This is a genomic window from Albidovulum denitrificans (assembly GCF_002973535.1).
GTDB lineage: Bacteria > Pseudomonadota > Alphaproteobacteria > Rhodobacterales > Rhodobacteraceae > Albidovulum > Albidovulum denitrificans.
The window spans coordinates 79937-94621 of record NZ_PVEP01000005.1; the positions used below are offsets into that span (position 1 = coordinate 79937).

Here is a 14685-nt window from a genome sequence, read left to right on the forward strand (position 1 = left end):
ATGGTCATGTCAGTTCAGCGCCCCCGTCCGCAATTGCTGAATCAGGCGGTTCTTCAGGATCTGCGCTTGCGAGGGCTGCGGCTGGCGGCGGACCTTCCTGGTGGCGGCGGGGCGCGCGACCGCCTTCGGGGGGGTATTCCCCTTGCCCGCCAGCCAAAGTTCGATCGTCCCGTCAGGGGGGCTGGGCGAATATCCGGTGAAGTCGCGCAGCCGCGCGCCGAGCGCGCCCGCAAGGTCTTCGGCCGCGGCGCGATCCGCCGGGTGGAAGTAGCGGATGTTGGTTTCGCTGATGGTGAAGTCCACGGGCTTTGGCGTGATCGTCTCCACCCCGACTTCGGACAGCGCTACGGCGACCTCTTCGATGTCGGTGTCCGACAGCGTTGCCGGGGCGTGGACCGAAAGGGTGAAATCCGCCGTCGGCGGGGCGACGGGCGGCGGCAGGTCCTGCGGCGCAAGGGGCAGGTCGGTGCTACTGCCCGGCGTGACCGCCTCGGGTACGGCCAGCGCGACGGGAAGGGGGGTGGTCTCGGGGAGGGCGGGCGCGGGGGCGGTCAGGGCGGCGTCAGCGGGCATGGCCGCGCGGGGGATCGCGATGCTGACCGGCAGCGGGGCGGGCAGGCCGGAAAAGGCGATCTCCGCCCCCGTAGCGGTCAGGGCCGGTGCCTTGGCGCGTTCAGGCATGAGGGCGGGGGAAAGCGTCAGGACCGGCGTGGCGCCCGAGGGTTCACCCGCATCCTGGGTCAGGGAGCGTGGCCCCATGGTGGTGGCAGGGTCCACCAGCCCGCCGCCCGCGATGGCGGGCAGGGTGGCCGAGACGGAGGTCACATGCGACAGCTCGGGCAGGCCCGTCGCGGTCGGCGCGTGGTCCTGTCCCGGCAGCGCAGTCCAGACCGCGTCCTGCCCGCCGCCGTCGGTCGTCCCCGCCAGAGTGGGGGCGCCAGCCGTAATCGCCACGTCCGGGGCAGCGGGCGGCAAGGCAGAGCGCGCCGCCCAATAGCCGACGCCGACGCCAAGCGTGATGCCCGCCGCCAATCCGCCCGCCAGAAAGGCCAACCGGCGGGGCCAGCGGGCGGTTTCGGCAACCGGGGCGGCTGCGCTTTCCGTCGGGGCGGGGTCTGCCTTGGGCGCGACGGGCAGGGGAACGGGCGCTGCGATTTCGCTGCGCGCTTTGGCGGGCAAGGGCGCCGGGCGGCCGGTCTTGCGCGGCTCACCCCGCAGGTATTCGGGCCGCTCCCACGGCTTGGGGCCAGAGAGGAACTGTTCCGCGTTGTCGTTATGGGTGGCCAACACTTCTTCGCGCGCTGCCCGCGCCGAGGCGAGGCGCTTGTGGAACGCTCCGGTCTTCAACAGGTCGTCAATGCTTGGCGCATCCGCACCAGCAGCCCGTGACGACGTCACGGACGTCGCACCTTTCGTCATTCCCCCACCTTTGACAGCAGCGCCGGGCGCAGAGGCCCGGGCAACATCGAAGTACCACCCCATTTGGCGGGCAGACCCACCGGGGGAAATATTAACGATGTTGTCGGGGGCATTCAAATCATCCCGGCGCTACTGGCGGGATTCCATACCCTGCTGCGGCAAGCCCCCGCCGATTCCGCCGGATTTCGCGTGCAAGGGGCGGATGTGAACCGCCCCCCGGCGCCCCTTGGGGGCCGCATGAGCGGTGGGGGCGCGCGAATCGCCGCGCCCTCTCCCTCAGGTCCGACCCCGTCGACGGGTGCCTAGACGTAGGCGTAGCGGCGGACGATCCGGTGCAGCTCGGCGTTGCGGTCAAGGCCCCGTTCGGCCAGTTCCTCATCGCTGATCTCATTCAGCTTGCGCAGCGAAGTCATCAGGGGATGCGTCTCGCCCATGCGGACAAGGGCGGTGCCGATGGCGGCGGCCATCTGGCCAAGACGATGGGTGAGGGCCGCAAGAGGGCCGCGGGATTGAAGTGCAAGGACAGACATGTGTCAGCTCCCAGGCTGGATCTGACCTCCCTGCCGCCTATCCTGACCGATGGGCGCGGGTCGAGCAACGCCGCCCACGGCAATGCCGCGTTGCAACGTAAGCAATGCTGACCAATTTTTCGGCGATCAGGCGGGCTGGGCGAGCTTGTCGGCGGCCTTGCGCACCAGATCGGGCATCTCGCAGGCCGGATCGGCGGCCATGGCCAGGAATTGCTCGCGCATCCGGGGTTCCCAGAAATCGCGGATATGCTGGGCCACCTTGTCGGCCTGGTCGGTGCCGGGCTGGCTGGCGAAGAAGGTGGCGATCTGCTTGGCCATGTAGAGGAGTTTGTCAGGCGACATGGGTCTGTTCTCCGCGCTCGATACGCTCGGGATGGGTGAAAATCTCGAAACCGTCACCACGGGCGACGGCGACAAGGGTGATGCCCGCCGCCTCGGCAAGGCGCAGGGCATGGGCGGTGGGGACCGAGATGGCGATCATCACGGGAACGCCCGCCATGGCGCATTTCTGCACCATCTCGATCGACACTCGGCTGGTGATGACGACGGCGCCGGTGCCGCGTTCGATGCCGCCGCGCGCCATCGCGCCCGACAGCTTGTCGAGCGCGTTGTGACGCCCGACATCCTCGCGCGCCAGGACGATGCCCTGACCGGGCAGGAAAAGGCCCGCCGCGTGAACCGCGCGGGTGCGCGCGTTCAGGAGCTGGGCCGAGGTCAGCTCGGTCACCGCCCGGTCGACATCGGCGATGGTCAGCGTGTTGCCCGCACCGACGGTCGGCAGCGGGCGCAGCGCTTCGGCCAGACTTTCGATGCCGCACAGGCCGCAGCCCACCGGACCGGCCATGGCCCGCCGCCGCGCCGCGATGGCCTCGGCCGGGTCGTCGGCCAGCCAAAGCCGCGCCTCGATCCCGTCGGGCTGTTCGACGATCTCAAGCGTTTCGATCCCGCCGGTATCCGCGACGATGCCTTCGCTGAGCGCGAAGCCCACGGCGAAATCCTCAAGGTCCGCCGGGGTCGCCATCATCACCGCCTGGGTGGAGCCGTTCAGCACGATGGCGACGGCGGTCTCTTCGGGCAGCGCGCGCGTTGCCGCGTGCGCGGAGGTCCCGCGCACGACCGTCGTCTTCACCGATGTGACCGGCTTGGCCAAGGGGTCACTCCGCCGCCGGCAGGATGCGCCGGGCGCGCTCGCTCAGCTCGGCATAGTCCTCCTGCCACTCGCTCGGCCCGTTCGACAGCGCGACCTGAACCGCCGTCACCTTGTATTCCGGGCAGTTGGTGGCCCAGTCCGAGAAATCGGTGGTGATGACGTTGGCCTGCGTGTTCGGGTGGTGGAAGGTGGTGTAGACCACGCCCGGGCTGACCCTGTCGGTGATCTTCGCCTTCAGCGTCGTGTCGCCAGAGCGTGAGGCGAGGCGGACGAAGTCGCCATCCTTCACTCCGCGCACCTCGGCGTCGTGGGGGTGGATCTCAAGCACGTCCTGATCGTGCCAGACCACGTTCGCCGTCCGCCGCGTCTGTGCGCCGACGTTATACTGCGACAGGATGCGCCCCGTCGTCAGCAGAAGCGGGAAGCGCGGGCCGGACTTTTCGTCGGTCGCCACATATTCGGTGACGATAAAACGCCCCTTGCCGCGCACGAAGCCGTCGACATGCATCAGCGGCGTGCCGTCCGGCGCGTTGTCGTTGCAGGGCCACTGGACCGAGCCCATGGTCTCGATCTTTTCATAGGTGACGTTGGCGAAGGACGGGGTCGTGGCCGCGACTTCGGCCATGATCTGGCTCGGATGGGTGTAGGTCCATTCCGCGCCCATGGCATTGGCCAGCATCTGCGTGACTTCCCAGTCGGCATAGCCGTTCTTCGGCGCCATGACCTTGCGCACCATGTTGATGCGGCGCTCGGCGTTGGTGAAGGTGCCGTCCTTTTCCAGGAAGGAGGAGCCGGGCAGGAAGACATGGGCGTAGTTCGCCGTCTCGTTCAGGAACAGGTCGTGGACGATGACGCATTCCATCGCCGCAAGGCCGGCCGCGACGTGATGGGTGTCGGGGTCGGATTGCAGGATGTCCTCACCCTGGCAGTAGAGGCCCTTGAAGGACCCGTCCACCGCGGCGTCGAGCATGTTGGTGATGCGCAGGCCCGGCTCGGGGTCGATCTCGACGCCCCACATCTTCTCGAAGATCTCGCGGACATCGCCGTTCTTGACGTGGCGATAGCCCGGAAGCTCATGCGGGAAGGAACCCATGTCGCAGGAGCCTTGCACGTTGTTCTGACCGCGCAGCGGGTTCACGCCCACGCCCCTGCGGCCGATATTGCCGGTCATCATGGCAAGGTTGGCGATGCCGATGACGGTGGTGGAGCCTTGCGAATGCTCCGTCACGCCAAGGCCGTAATAGATCGCGCCATTGCCGCCGGTGGCGAAAAGACGCGCGGCCTTGCGCAGTTCCTCGGCCGGGACGCCGGTCAGGCTTTCGGTCGCCTCGGGGCTGTGGCGCGGATCGCTGATGAACTCTGCATATTCGCGGAACTCATCCCAGTCGCAGCGTTCCTTGATGAAGCTCTCGTTCGCCAGCCCTTCGGTCACGATCACATGGGCCAGCGCCGAAACCACCGCGACGTTCGTCCCCGGCCGCAGCGGCAGGTGATGCGACGCCTTGATATGCGCGGATTTCACAAGGTCGATCCGGCGCGGGTCGATGACGATCAGCTTCGCGCCCTGGCGCAGCCGCTTTTTCATCCGGCTGGCGAAGACGGGGTGGGCGTCGGTCGGGTTGGCGCCGATGACGATCATCACGTCGGTGTCTTCGACCGAGTCGAAATCCTGCGTCCCGGCCGAGGTGCCGAAAGTCTGGCCAAGGCCGTAGCCGGTCGGCGAATGGCAGACGCGGGCGCAGGTGTCGGTGTTGTTGTTCATGAAGACCGCACGGGCGAGCTTCTGGACCAGAAAGGTCTCTTCGTTCGTGCAGCGCGATGAGGTGATGACGCCGATCGAGCGGCGGCCATATTTCTCCTGTAGGCCGCGCAGGCGGGTGGAGGCAAAGGTCAGCGCCTCATCCCAGGATACTTCGCGCCAGGGGTCGTTGATCGTCTCGCGGATCATCGGGTTGAGGATGCGTTCCTTGTGGTTCGCGTAGCCATAGGCAAAGCGGCCCTTCACGCAGGAATGGCCCCGGTTCGCCTTGCCGTGCTTGTAAGGCACCATGCGCACCAGTTTGTCGCCCTGCATTTCGGCCTTGAAGGAACAGCCGACGCCGCAATAGGCGCAGGTGGTGACGACAGAGCGGTCCGGCGTCCCCATCTCGATCACCGATTTTTCCTGAAGCGTCGCGGTCGGGCAGGCCTGCACGCAGGCGCCGCAGGACACGCAGTCCGAGGACAGGAAATCGTCAGACGCGGCGCCCGCCGACACCCGGCTGTCCCAGCCGCGCCCCTCGATGGTCAGCGCGAAGGTGCCCTGCACCTCTTCGCAGGCCCGCACGCAGCGCGAGCAGACGATGCATTTGGACGGGTCGTAGCTGAAATAGGGGTTGCTGTCGTCCTTGGGCAGCCATTGCGGATTGGCCTCGCCCGACGTGTTACGGGCGGCGAAGTGGTTTTCGCCCGCCTCATAGCGCACGTCGCGCAGGCCGACCGCCCCGGCCATGTCCTGCAACTCGCAGTCGCCATTCGCCGAGCAGGTCAGGCAGTCAAGCGGGTGGTCGGAGATGTAAAGCTCCATCACCCCGCGCCGCAGTTTCTTGATCTTGGAGGTCTGGGTATGGACGACCATCCCCTCCGCCACCGGCGTGGTGCAGGAGGCGGGGGTGCCGCGACGGCCCTCGATCTCCACCACGCAGAGGCGGCAGGACCCGAAGGCATCCATGTTGTCTGAGGCGCAGAGCTTGGGGATGCTGATCCCGGCTTCCGCGCTTGCCCGCATCACGCTCGTGCCTTCCGGCACCGTCACTTCGAACCCGTCGACGGTCAGCGTGACGGTCTTGTCCGAGCGCGCCGCAGGCGTACCCATGTCGCGATCGTCGGCCCAGGGGATGATGAAATCCTTCATTCCGCAGCCTCCTTGGCATTGGCGGTGAAATCGTCGGGGAAATGCTTCAGCGCGGACATGACCGGGAAGGGCGTGAACCCCCCCAGCGCGCAGAGAGAGCCGTCCTTCATCGTCTCGCAGAGGTCTTTCAGCAACGGGATGGCCGAGGCATCGCCACGCCCGATCCGGTCGATGGTTTCCACCCCGCGCACCGCGCCGATGCGGCAGGGGGTGCATTTGCCGCAACTTTCGACGGCGCAGAACTCCATCGCGAAGCGCGCCATCTTGCGCATGTCGGCGGTGTCGTCGAAGACCACCAGACCCGCATGGCCGATCAGCCCGCCCCTGGCGTCGAATTCCTCATATCCGAAGGGCGTGTCGAACTGCGGCACGGCGAAATAGGCGCCGAGCGGGCCACCCACCTGAACCGCCTTCACCGGACGGCCCGATGCCGTGCCGCCGCCGATCCCCTCGACGATCTCGCCCAGCGTGGTGCCGAATGCGGTCTCATAAAGCCCGCCATATTTGACGTTCCCGGCGATTTGCAGCGGGATCGTGCCGCGCGACCGGCCAAGGCCGAAATCCTTGTAGAAGGCCGCGCCCTTCGCCATCACCACCGGGACGGAAGCCAGCGAAATCACGTTGTTCACGACCGTCGGCTTGCCGAACAGCCCCTCAAGTGCGGGGAGCGGCGGTTTCGCCCGCACCACGCCGCGCTTGCCTTCCAGCGAATTGAGAAGCGAAGTTTCCTCGCCGCAGACATAGGCGCCCGCGCCGACGCGCACCTCGATGTCGAAGGGCTTGGCGGAGTTCAGGACCGTTGCGCCCAGAACGCCTGCCTCGCGCGCAATCCGGCAGGCTTCGGTCATCACCTCGATGGCGTCGGGATATTCCGAACGCAGGTAGACATAGCCCTTGCTGGCGCCGACGGCGATCCCGGCGATGGTCATGCCTTCGATCAGGCAGAAGGGATCGCCCTCCATCAGCATCCGGTCGGCGAAGGTGCCGCTGTCGCCCTCATCGGCGTTGCAGACGATGTATTTCTGCGCACCCTCGGCCTTGCGGACGGTTTCCCACTTGATCCCGGTCGGAAAGCCCGCGCCGCCGCGCCCGCGCAAGCCGCTGTCGGTGACTTCCTTGACGATGGCCTCGCCGGACATCGCCAGCGCCTTCTTCAGCCCGGCAAGCCCGCCATGCGATTCGTAATCGGACAGCGAGAGCGGATCGGTCAGCCCGACACGGGCGAAGGTCAGGCGGGTCTGGCCCTTGAAGAAGGGCAGGTCTTCGACCGGACCCAGCGCCTTGTCAGAGGACCCGTCAAGGATCGCCGCCACGTCCGACGGCCCGACCGGGCCAAAGCCGGTGCGCCCGGCGTCGGTTTCGACCTCGACCAGCGGTTCAAGCCAGATCATGCCGCGGGTGCCGTTGCGGACCAGCGTCACGTTCAGACCGCGCGCCTTTGCTTCACTCAGGACGGCCTTTGCCACCTCGTCCGCACCAAGGGCGCGGGCAGCGGCATCACGGGGAACATAGACCTTCATGCGCGGATCTCCTCGATGATCTTGTGAAGACGCGCTTCGTCCACGCGGCCCACCACCTTTCCATCGACCATGGCCGAGGGTCCGCAGGCGCAAAGACCCAGACAGTATACAGGTTCAAGCGTCACTTTTCCATCCGCCGTGGTGCCGTGCATCCCGATCCCCAGCGCCTTTTCGGCCGCTTCGGTCAGATGATCGCTGCCCATCGACTGACAGGCTTCGGCCCGGCAGATCTTCACCACATGCGTGCCTGCGGGCTTGCTGCGGAAATCGTGGTAGAAGCTCATCACCCCATGCACTTCCGCCTTGGTCAGGTTCAGCCGGTCGGCGATCCGGGGCAGGGCGGCGGCGGGGACGTGACCCCATTCCTCCTGCAAGGCGTGCAGGATCGGCAAAAGCGGCCCTTCGAGGCCGATCAAGCCGGTGATGATCTCATCCGTGCGCGCGGCAATCGCGGCATCTGTCGTGGCGGCTTTCGTCATCGGGGCCTCACATTGTTGTTCCGTCTGCAATCGGCGCTATTCATTCGCCATTCAATACCAAACTTCCGTTATTTCATAGGCAGAGCCTATCAAACTTGCGTGCGCAAATGCGCCGTCGAAGCGGCCGGAAGCGTCATGCGCTGGACCTTTGGGGCGCTTTGGTTTCTGCTGCGGGAAGGCAAGGAAAGGCAGTCGAATGGCAGATCTCGAGACGCGGATCGCGCAGGGGCGCGGGGATGAACCGGCCGATCTGGTCCTGCGCGGGGGGCGGGTGCTTTGCGTCGTGACCGGCGCGCTGATCGAGGGCGATGTCGCGATCTGTGGCGACACCATTGTCGGCCTTGGCGCGGGGTATGAAGGGCGCGAGGTAATCGACGTCTCCGGCCTGACGCTGGTGCCGGGTTTCATCGACACGCATCTGCATATCGAAAGCTCTCTCGTCACGCCGTTCGAGTTCGACCGCTGCGTCGGCCCCCGTGGCGTGACCACGGCCATCTGCGATCCGCATGAGATCGCCAATGTCATCGGCCTGCCGGGTATTCGCTATTTTCAGGAGGCGTCGGACCACACGCTGATGGACATCCGCGTGCAGTTGTCTTCCTGCGTGCCTTCCACCCATATGGAAACCGCCGGTGCGACGCTGGATGCGGGCGATCTGGCGCAGGTGATGGGCCATCCGTCCGGTATCGGGTTGGCCGAATTCATGAACTATCCCGGCGTGATCCACCGCGACCCCGGCTGCATGGAAAAGCTGCGGCTGTTCGCGGGCGGCCATATCGACGGCCATTGCCCACAACTTTCGGGCCGTGATCTGAACGCCTATATCGCCGCCGGCATCCGCACGGAGCATGAGGCGACGACGGCGGAAGAGGCGGTCGAGAAGCTGCAAAAAGGGATGCGGGTCCTGATCCGCGAAGGCTCTGTCTCGAAGGATCTTGAGGCGCTGGCCCCGGTCCTGAGCGATGTCACCTCGGCCTATATGTGCCTGTGTACCGACGACAGGAATCCTTTGGACATCGGGGAACATGGCCATCTCGACTACATGATCCGCCGCCTGATCGAACGCGGTTGCCGGCCCTTGGCGGTCTACCGCGCGGCCTCGCTGTCCGCTGCCGAGGCGTTCGGGTTGAAGGATCGCGGCCAGATCGCGCCGGGCAAGCGGGCGGACATCGTCGCGGTGGATTCGCTTGCGGGGTGTCATGCGCAACTGGTCCTTTGCGCCGGGCGCCGCCTGACGGACGCCGCCTTCGCCGCCCGCCAGACGATCCCGCCCGTCGGCCGCCAGTCGGTCAAGGCCCCCCGCGTCCGGGCCGAGGACTTCCGCGCCCGCGCCAACCGGGTGGAAACCGACGTCATCGGCATCATCGAAGGCAAGATCATCACCGAACATCTGCGTGAGGAGATTGCGATCGAAGACGGCGACAAACGCCCCGACCCGGCCCGTGACCTGATCCGCATCGCGGTGGTGGAACGGCACGGGAAGAACGGCAACATCGCCACCGGCTTCGTGAAGGGCTTTGGCCTGACAGCCGGTGCCATTGCCTCGACAGTTTGCCACGATCATCACAACATCGCCGTTGTCGGCGCCGATTATGCCGACATGGCGCTGGCCGCGAACCGGCTGTCAGAGATCGAGGGCGGCTTTGTCGTCGCACTGGGCGGCAGGGTGCTGGCCGAACTGGCGCTGCCGGTCGCCGGGTTGATGAGCCTTCGGCCGTTCGAGGAGGTCCGCGAAGCCCTCGTCGCCCTTCGCGCCGCCGCACGGTCGCTTGGCGTCACGCTTGAGGAACCGTTCCTGCAACTCGCCTTCCTTGCCCTGCCGGTCATCCCAGCGCTGAAGATCACCGATCGCGGCATGGTCGATGTGACCAAGTTCGAGATCATCGCATAGGTCCGGCGAAACTTAGCCGATCGTCGAAGTTTTTCTTGAGCGACTCGGCGTGCGGGTATACTTAGTGACATGGCTAAGCATGATCCCGACCTCTCCGCCCTGTTCCACGCGCTTTCTGATCCGACCCGGCGGGCGATCCTGTCGCGGCTGGCCGAAGGGCCGGCGGCGGTCACGGAACTTGCCGAACCGACCGGCCTTCGGCTGCCCACGGTGATGCGGCACCTTTCGGTGCTGGAAGAGGCGGGGCTGATCGCCACGACCAAGGAAGGGCGCGTCCGTTCCTGCGCGATGGTGCCAGAGGCGCTGGCCCCGATGCGAACATGGCTCGATGAACAGCGGGCCATCTGGGAGGCGCGGCTTGACCGGCTGGACGACTATGTCACGAACCTAATGAAGGAACGCGCGAAATGACCCTCGATCTCGATCCCGAAACCGACCTCAGCTTCACCCGCACGCTTGCCGTACCCCGGCAGCTTGTCTGGGAATGCTGGACCGAGCCGAAGCACATCCCGCATTTCTTCATCCCCGCGCCGCACAAGGTGACCTCGGTGGATATCGACCTGCGCGTCGGCGGGCGGTTCAACACCACCTTCGACGTCGAGGGCAACAGCATGGACAACAAGGGTGTCTATCTTGAGGTCGTGCCGGGCGAAAAGCTGGTCTTCACCGACACCTATACCGAAGGCTGGAAACCGGCGGCAGAGCCGTTCATGACGGCGATCCTGATCCTGTCGGACACGGCCGATGGTGGCACGTCCTACACCGCGATCGCGCGGCACCGCTCGCCCGAGGCACGCAAGACGCATGAGGAGATGGGCTTCTTCGACGGCTGGGGGACGGTCGTGACGCAGCTTGAGGGTTATGCGAAGGGCCTGATGCCATGACCGGCCGCTTCGCGACGCTTGCCTTTGAACGGCGGGTGGAGGCGCCTCTGGCGACCTTGTGGCAGGCCTGGACGGCGCCCGCCGCCCGCGCGATCTGGTCCGCGCCCGATCCCTCGGTGACGGTTGAGGTGATCGAGGCCAGGCCGGGCGCGGGCGGGCGCGAGGTGTCGCTGTGCAAGGTCGCGGGCAAGCCCGACCTGCGCTGTGAGGTCGGATGGCTTGCCCTGCAACCTTCGGCGTGCAGCGTGAATTCCGAGCTGGTCATGATCGACGGGCTGGCGCAATCCGCCGCGCTGGTGACGGCAGAGTTCCTTGGCGCGCCGGAAGGCAGCAGCCTGACGGTGACGGTGCAGCTTTCCTCCCTCGCTGCGGATATGGAGGCCGGCTACCGCGAAGGGTTCGCCGCCGGCCTCGACAATCTTGCCGGGGTCGCGGCGCGGACGATGGTTCTGGAACGGGTCATCGCGGCCCCGCGGCAGGTGGTCTGGGACGCCTGGATGAACACGGAAACCCTGCCGCTTTGGTGGGGGCCTGACGGGTTTTCCTGCCGCACCAGCCGGATCGACCTTCGGTCGGGAGGTGAGTGGGTCTTTGACATGATCGCGCCCGATGGCACGGTCTTTCCCAACCATCACCGCTATGGCGCGCTGCGCCCCGGTGAGGGCTTCGCCTATGCGCTTCTCTGGGGGGAGAACGGCCCGAAACATGCCGATGCCTGGGCGGCGTTCGAGGATCAGGACGGGGCGACGAAGGTCACGCTGGGGATGGTATTCAGTACGGCCGCCGAGTTTCAGGAGGCGCGCGGTTTCGGTGCCGAGGAGCTGGGCCAGCAGACGCTGGGCAAGCTCGCGCGCTTTGTCGGGGCCGATTAGGCCGGGCCGCTACAGGTTGGCGGAGCCGTCCTGCGGTGAAAAGCGTGCGGCCAACTGATGCTTGCTGCCGGGATAGGTCAGGCAGGCGAAGGTGATCGGGCGACCCTCGAACTCTGTCCTCCGGGTGATCTCAAGGCAGGGGGTCGCCGGGGCGATCCCCAGAAGGCGCGCGACGGCGGACGGCGCGACGACCGCACGGATCAGGTGTTCGGCGGAACTCCACGGGACTTGCCGCAACAGCCATGTCCCTGCCGGTTCCTCGGCAAAATCCGCCTCTTCGGCCAGAGGGACCGAGGTCAGGTTGATGATGCGGCGTTCGTGGCAGAAGGGGTCGCTGTCGGCGTGGTGGACATAGTCCAGCGCGATGATCCGCTGACCGGCCTCGATGCCCGGAAGCAGGGCCAGATCGTCGGGTCCGGCGGCGCGGATGGTGCGGTTGAGAAGTGTGAAGCTGTAGGCCCCGCCCCTTTCGCGCACCTCTTCGCCGATATTCGCAATCGTCATCACGGCGGACTGGCCGCGCGGTCGGGCGACGAAGGTTCCGCCCTTGCGGCGGCGTTCAAGATAGCCTTCGCGCGTCAGCTGCGTCAGCGCCTTGTTCACCGTCATGCGCGAGACGCCGTAATCCGCCGCCATGTCGGTTTCGAACGGGATACGGTGGCCGGGGGGCCAGGTGCCGCCAAGGATATTGTCGCGCACGTCCGACAGGATGCGTTCATGCAGCGTCGCGGGTCTGGCCTCGGTCATCTTTCCCTTCCGCGCGCGGCGCGGCCCTTTTCACGGATCGTCAGGGCCGGGCTTCGAGAAGGACGAAAGCGGCATTCCTGTCCGGTGTCACCCCGATCCTGTCTTGCGTCACGATCAGGTCGCCCGCCGTCATAGCGGCCCTGACGGCCCCTGTCACGCCGACCGGATCAAGGGCGAGAAGGGCGGTGACGGCGCCCGCCTCTCCGACCTCAACCTCCGAACCCGCCCCGGCCTCGATCCAGCGCATCGCGGGCCGGTAGGCGCCGCGCCGGGTCATCAGGTTCAGATCGCGCGCGATGCCGGGGCCGTTCAGGGTGCAGGAGGTTTTCGCCTCGCCCCGGAACGGCAGCGGGGTCAGGGGCGACAGCGGATGGGCGATGCCGTCGATGGTCAGCACCATCGGCGGCCCGTCCAGTTGCGCGATGATCCGATCGGTGCCGGGGAATTCCGAAAACGGCTGCGCGCCGGTGATTTCGGCGATGCTGATGCGGACCAGAACGCCCCCGGCGTCGCGCAGCGCCCAAAGCTCCCGCGTGGTACCCGCGCCGTTCTTCCACGGCACGGGCGGGCAGTCGGCATGGCGGATCAGGCGCGCCACGTCAGTTGCCAAGGATCGAGGGCAGGCGCAGCCCATGGTCCCGCGCGCAATCGACGGCGATGTCATAGCCCGCATCGGCATGGCGCCAGACGCCCGAGGCCGGATCGTTCCACAACACCCGCTCAAGCCGCTTTGCGGCCTCGGGCGTGCCATCGGCGACGATCACCACGCCCGCATGCTGGGAAAAGCCCATGCCGACCCCGCCGCCGTGATGCAGCGATACCCAGGTCGCGCCGCTTGCGGTGTTCACCAGCGCGTTCAGCAGCGGCCAGTCCGACACGGCGTCCGAGCCGTCCTTCATCGCCTCCGTCTCACGGTTCGGGCTTGCCACCGATCCGCTGTCGAGGTGATCGCGGCCGATGACGACGGGGGCCTTCAACTCCCCCCGCGCGACCATCTCGTTGAACATCAGCCCGGCCCGGTGCCGGTCGCCCAGGCCGATCCAGCAAATCCGCGCGGGTAGCCCCTGAAACGCGATCCGGTCCCGCGCCATGTCCAGCCAGCGGTGAAGATGCGCATTCTCGGGGAAAAGCTTCTTCATCGCTTCGTCGGTCTTGTAGATATCCTCCGGGTCGCCGGAAAGCGCGCACCAGCGGAAGGGGCCGATCCCCTTGCAGAAAAGCGGACGGATATAGGCCGGAACGAAGCCGGGGAAGGCGAAGGCATCTTCCAGCCCCTCATCCTTGGCGACCTGACGGATGTTGTTGCCGTAATCGAGCGTCGGGACGCCCGCGTTCCAGAACTCGACCATCGCCGCGACGTGTTGCTTCATGCTGGCGCGGGCGGCCTTTTCGACGCCCTTGGGGTCGCTTTCCTGCTTGGCGCGCCATTCCGCGACCGTCCAGCCGATCGGCAGGTAGCCATGGATCGGATCGTGGGCCGATGTCTGGTCGGTGACGATGTCGGGGCGCATGCCGCCGTCCTTCATGCGGGCGCAAATTTCCGGGAAGACCTCGGCGGCGTTGCCGATCAGGGCCACCGATTTCGCTTCCCCCGCCTTGGTCCACTGCGCGATCAGCGCCAGCGCCTCGTCCAGCGAATGCGTCTTGGCATCGCAGTAGCGGGTACGGATACGGAAATCGGCGCGCGTCTCGTCGCATTCGACGGCGAGGCAGCAGGCGCCCGCCATCACGGCGGCCAAGGGCTGCGCGCCGCCCATGCCGCCAAGGCCTCCGGTCAGGATCCATTTGCCCTTCAGGTCGCCGCCGTAATGCTGGCGACCCGCCTCGGCGAAGGTTTCATAGGTCCCCTGAACGATGCCCTGCGTGCCGATATAGATCCAGGACCCGGCGGTCATCTGGCCGTACATCATCAGGCCCTTCTTATCCAACTCGTTGAAATGGTCCCAGTTGGCCCAATGCGGCACGAGGTTGGAATTGGCGATCAGCACGCGCGGGGCATCGGCGTGGGTGCGCACCACGGCGACCGGGCGGCCGGACTGCACCACAAGCGTTTCATCCGCTTCAAGCGTCTTCAGCGTGGTGACGATGCGGTCGAAATCCTCCCACGTCCGGGCGGCGCGGCCGATGCCGCCATAGACGACCAACTCATGCGGGTTTTCCGCCACATCGGGGTGGAGGTTGTTCATCAACATCCGCATCGGTGCTTCGGTCAGCCAGCTTTTCGCGGTGATCTCGGTCCCGGTGGGGGGGAAGACGTCGCGGGTGTTGTGACGGGCGTTCGGGGTGTGATCGGTCATCGG

14 protein-coding genes are annotated in these 14685 nt (G+C 66.5%); 4 read left to right on the forward strand and 10 right to left on the reverse strand.

Going from position 1 to position 14685, the window contains the following annotated elements; genetic code table 11:
• Positions 1-9 precede the first annotated feature (9 nt).
• From LX70_RS12355 to LX70_RS12380, 7 genes are all read right to left on the reverse strand, one after another.
• Positions 10-1419 (reverse strand): hypothetical protein, encoded by a 1410-nt coding sequence (locus tag LX70_RS12355; protein ID WP_170076185.1) that lies wholly within the window; start codon positions 1417-1419, stop codon positions 10-12.
• Between the two features lie 302 nt (positions 1420-1721).
• Positions 1722-1949, reverse strand: coding sequence for a hypothetical protein (locus tag LX70_RS20465; protein WP_146111596.1), 228 nt, complete (start codon positions 1947-1949; stop codon positions 1722-1724).
• A gap of 126 nt (positions 1950-2075) precedes the next feature.
• Complete coding sequence (locus LX70_RS12360) at positions 2076-2291, reverse strand: formate dehydrogenase subunit delta (RefSeq protein ID WP_105515088.1); 216 nt, start codon at positions 2289-2291, stop codon at positions 2076-2078.
• Positions 2281-3099: a formate dehydrogenase accessory sulfurtransferase FdhD gene (gene fdhD, locus LX70_RS12365; RefSeq protein ID WP_105515089.1), complete on the reverse strand. Its 819-nt coding sequence runs from the start codon at positions 3097-3099 to the stop codon at positions 2281-2283. Before fdhD ends, LX70_RS12360 begins: the two co-directional genes overlap by 11 nt.
• Before the next feature lie 4 nt (positions 3100-3103).
• Positions 3104-5992 carry a formate dehydrogenase subunit alpha gene (gene fdhF, locus LX70_RS12370; protein WP_105515090.1) on the reverse strand — a complete coding sequence of 963 codons (2889 nt, stop codon included), beginning with the start codon at positions 5990-5992 and terminating at the stop codon, positions 3104-3106.
• Complete coding sequence (locus tag LX70_RS12375) at positions 5989-7512, reverse strand: formate dehydrogenase beta subunit (RefSeq protein WP_105515091.1); 1524 nt, start codon at positions 7510-7512, stop codon at positions 5989-5991. Before LX70_RS12375 ends, fdhF begins: the two co-directional genes overlap by 4 nt.
• Complete coding sequence (locus LX70_RS12380; RefSeq protein WP_105515092.1) at positions 7509-7991, reverse strand: formate dehydrogenase subunit gamma; 483 nt, start codon at positions 7989-7991, stop codon at positions 7509-7511. Before LX70_RS12380 ends, LX70_RS12375 begins: the two co-directional genes overlap by 4 nt.
• Before the next feature lie 196 nt (positions 7992-8187).
• Here LX70_RS12380 and ade point away from each other — a divergent pair, with 196 nt between their 5' ends.
• The 4 genes from ade (at position 8188) to LX70_RS12400 (ending at position 11638) form a co-directional block, all read left to right on the forward strand.
• Positions 8188-9882: an adenine deaminase gene (gene ade, locus LX70_RS12385; RefSeq protein ID WP_105515093.1), complete on the forward strand. Its 1695-nt coding sequence runs from the start codon at positions 8188-8190 to the stop codon at positions 9880-9882.
• Positions 9883-9951: 69 nt separating this feature from the next.
• Positions 9952-10293, forward strand: coding sequence for an ArsR/SmtB family transcription factor (locus LX70_RS12390; protein ID WP_105515094.1), 342 nt, complete (start codon positions 9952-9954; stop codon positions 10291-10293).
• Positions 10290-10766, forward strand: a complete 477-nt coding sequence (locus LX70_RS12395; protein ID WP_105515095.1) for an SRPBCC family protein — start codon at positions 10290-10292, stop codon at positions 10764-10766. Before LX70_RS12390 ends, LX70_RS12395 begins: the two co-directional genes overlap by 4 nt.
• Positions 10763-11638, forward strand: coding sequence for an SRPBCC domain-containing protein (locus LX70_RS12400; protein ID WP_105515096.1), 876 nt, complete (start codon positions 10763-10765; stop codon positions 11636-11638). Before LX70_RS12395 ends, LX70_RS12400 begins: the two co-directional genes overlap by 4 nt.
• A gap of 9 nt (positions 11639-11647) precedes the next feature.
• Here the strand turns inward: LX70_RS12400 and hutC are convergent, their stop codons facing one another.
• Genes hutC through hutU form a run of 3 tightly spaced genes read right to left on the reverse strand, consistent with a single transcriptional unit; the run spans position 11648 to position 14682 of the window.
• Entirely contained in the window at positions 11648-12385 is a 738-nt protein-coding gene (hutC, locus tag LX70_RS12405) for a histidine utilization transcriptional repressor HutC (RefSeq protein WP_105515097.1), read from the reverse strand.
• A 40-nt stretch (positions 12386-12425) separates the two neighbouring features.
• The gene (locus tag LX70_RS12410) at positions 12426-12983 is read right to left on the reverse strand and encodes a HutD/Ves family protein (RefSeq protein ID WP_170076186.1); all 558 of its coding nucleotides are present in this window, start codon (positions 12981-12983) and stop codon (positions 12426-12428) included.
• 1 nt (position 12984) lies between these two features.
• A complete protein-coding gene (hutU, locus tag LX70_RS12415) occupies positions 12985-14682 on the reverse strand; it encodes a urocanate hydratase (protein WP_105515099.1) in 1698 nt (565 codons plus the stop codon).
• Between the last annotated feature and the right edge of the window lie 3 nt (positions 14683-14685).

Excerpts from the sequence above, each read along its gene's own strand:
- LX70_RS12355 (WP_170076185.1), bottom strand. The coding sequence starts at position 1,419 with ATGACGAAAGGTGCGACGTCCGTGACGTCGTCACGGGCTGCTGGTGCG.
- LX70_RS20465 (WP_146111596.1), bottom strand. The coding sequence starts at position 1,949 with ATGTCTGTCCTTGCACTTCAATCCCGCGGCCCTCTTGCGGCCCTCACC.
- LX70_RS12360 (WP_105515088.1), bottom strand. The coding sequence starts at position 2,291 with ATGTCGCCTGACAAACTCCTCTACATGGCCAAGCAGATCGCCACCTTC.
- fdhF (WP_105515090.1), bottom strand. The coding sequence starts at position 5,992 with ATGAAGGATTTCATCATCCCCTGGGCCGACGATCGCGACATGGGTACG.
- LX70_RS12375 (WP_105515091.1), bottom strand. The coding sequence starts at position 7,512 with ATGAAGGTCTATGTTCCCCGTGATGCCGCTGCCCGCGCCCTTGGTGCG.
- LX70_RS12380 (WP_105515092.1), bottom strand. The coding sequence starts at position 7,991 with ATGACGAAAGCCGCCACGACAGATGCCGCGATTGCCGCGCGCACGGAT.
- ade (WP_105515093.1), top strand. The coding sequence starts at position 8,188 with ATGGCAGATCTCGAGACGCGGATCGCGCAGGGGCGCGGGGATGAACCG.
- LX70_RS12390 (WP_105515094.1), top strand. The coding sequence starts at position 9,952 with ATGGCTAAGCATGATCCCGACCTCTCCGCCCTGTTCCACGCGCTTTCT.
- LX70_RS12395 (WP_105515095.1), top strand. The coding sequence starts at position 10,290 with ATGACCCTCGATCTCGATCCCGAAACCGACCTCAGCTTCACCCGCACG.
- LX70_RS12400 (WP_105515096.1), top strand. The coding sequence starts at position 10,763 with ATGACCGGCCGCTTCGCGACGCTTGCCTTTGAACGGCGGGTGGAGGCG.
- hutC (WP_105515097.1), bottom strand. The coding sequence starts at position 12,385 with ATGACCGAGGCCAGACCCGCGACGCTGCATGAACGCATCCTGTCGGAC.
- hutU (WP_105515099.1), bottom strand. The coding sequence starts at position 14,682 with ATGACCGATCACACCCCGAACGCCCGTCACAACACCCGCGACGTCTTC.